Below are 1456 nucleotides of genomic sequence, written 5' to 3' on the forward strand. Positions count from 1 at the left end.
CCCCCCACGACGCCACCCCCGACGACGCCCCCGCCGAACGGTGGCTGCACGGCGACGTACACGGTGACCAACCAGTGGCAGGGCGGCTTCCAGGGTGAGGTACGGGTGACCGCCGGCACGAGGGCGATCACCGGCTGGACCGCCGGGTGGACCTTCGCCAACGGCCAGCGCGTCACCCAGTCCTGGAATGTGGCCCTCACCAGCAGCGGAGCCACGGTGACCGCCCGCAACACGGACTACAACGGACGGCTGGCGGCCGGGGCCAGTGCCAGCTTCGGCTTCCTCGGCAGTTGGACCGGCACCAACAGCCTGCCGGTGGTGAGCTGCACGGCGAGCTGACCGTCGGACCGGTGGCCGGGTCCGCGCCGGACCCGGCCATCGGAAACCGCCCTGGTCAGTGCTCGCCGGCCAGGTTCACGATGACCACCCCGGCAATGATCAGTGCGATGCCGGTGAGCTTGGCGAGCCCCACCGACTCCCCCAGGAAGACCGCCCCGATCGCCACGATGGCCGCGGTGCCCAGACCCGACCAGAGGGCGTACGCCACCCCCACGGGAATCTCCTTGACGGCCTGGGCCAGCAGGAGGAACGCCAGCGCATAGCCGCCGAGGCACGCCACCGTCGGCCAGAGCCGACTGAACCCAGCGGTGCTCTTGATCAGGCTGGTCGCCACCACCTCGGCGAGGATGGCGATCCCCAGCAGCACGTACGCCATTCGTCCCCTTGGTCCTTCGTGGTCGATGAACCCGTCGCCACCCAGGCTAGTGCCGGCGATGTCCCCGCCCGGCCGGCCTGTCGACGTCGGGCCGATCCGCGGGCGTCCAGCCGACCCGTCGCGTGGCGTCCGGCCGATCCGTCGCGTGGCATTTAGCGATCCGTCACGTGGCGTCCGTGCGGCCTCGGCATCTGTCACAGAACGCCTTTGGAGCTGATGTCGCAAACGAATCGGTTGTGGCCACGAAGCAGACTTCGCCAACGAATTAGACCCCGTTGACGAATCAGACCTCGGCATCGGATTGGCCCGGCGCCTGGCGCCCGGCGCCCAGGTGCCTGGCATCCTGCGCCCGCCCCCGGCCCGGCATCCGGCATCCGGCCTCCGGCACCCGGCTCGGTGGATGAATCGTTTACGGCATCAGCTCCAAAGCCGGCCCGGCACACCACACCCACCCGCGCCGCGTGTTGCGGGCCGCGCCGCGTGTTGCGGGCCGCGCCGCGTGTTGCGGGCCGCGCCGCGTGTTGCGGGCGGCGCCGCCGTTCCTCGCGCTGTCGCCCCCGGTAGTGGCGTGGGAGAGGCTCGCACGGTAGATCTTGGACACTTTCCGTTCGTATGGCGGGCTCAACCGGTGGTTGCAACACCGAGTAGCTGGGTCATCTTCTCACCTGGGGTGGCCCAGCCCAGGGTCATGCGGGGACGGTCGTTGAGTTCGTCGGCGACGTGGTCGAGGCCGGCCTGGTC

General features: G+C 70.5%; 2 protein-coding genes and 1 pseudogene. 1 reads left to right on the forward strand and 2 read right to left on the reverse strand.

From position 1 onward, the window contains the following. Positions 1 to 339: cellulose binding domain-containing protein (locus tag DLJ58_RS32055; RefSeq protein ID WP_208741448.1), on the forward strand; the 339-nt coding region annotated here is incomplete at its 5' end. Positions 340 to 394: 55 nt separating this feature from the next. Here DLJ58_RS32055 and DLJ58_RS32060 read toward each other — a convergent pair. After that, entirely contained in the window at positions 395 to 715 is a 321-nt protein-coding gene (locus tag DLJ58_RS32060) for a DMT family transporter (protein WP_112585076.1), read from the reverse strand. 621 nt (positions 716 to 1336) lie between these two features. Next, positions 1337 to 1456, reverse strand: a pseudogene (locus DLJ58_RS34790) (IS30 family transposase); the annotation flags it as partial.

The organism is Micromonospora arida, from assembly GCF_003857035.1.
GTDB lineage: Bacteria > Actinomycetota > Actinomycetes > Mycobacteriales > Micromonosporaceae > Micromonospora > Micromonospora arida.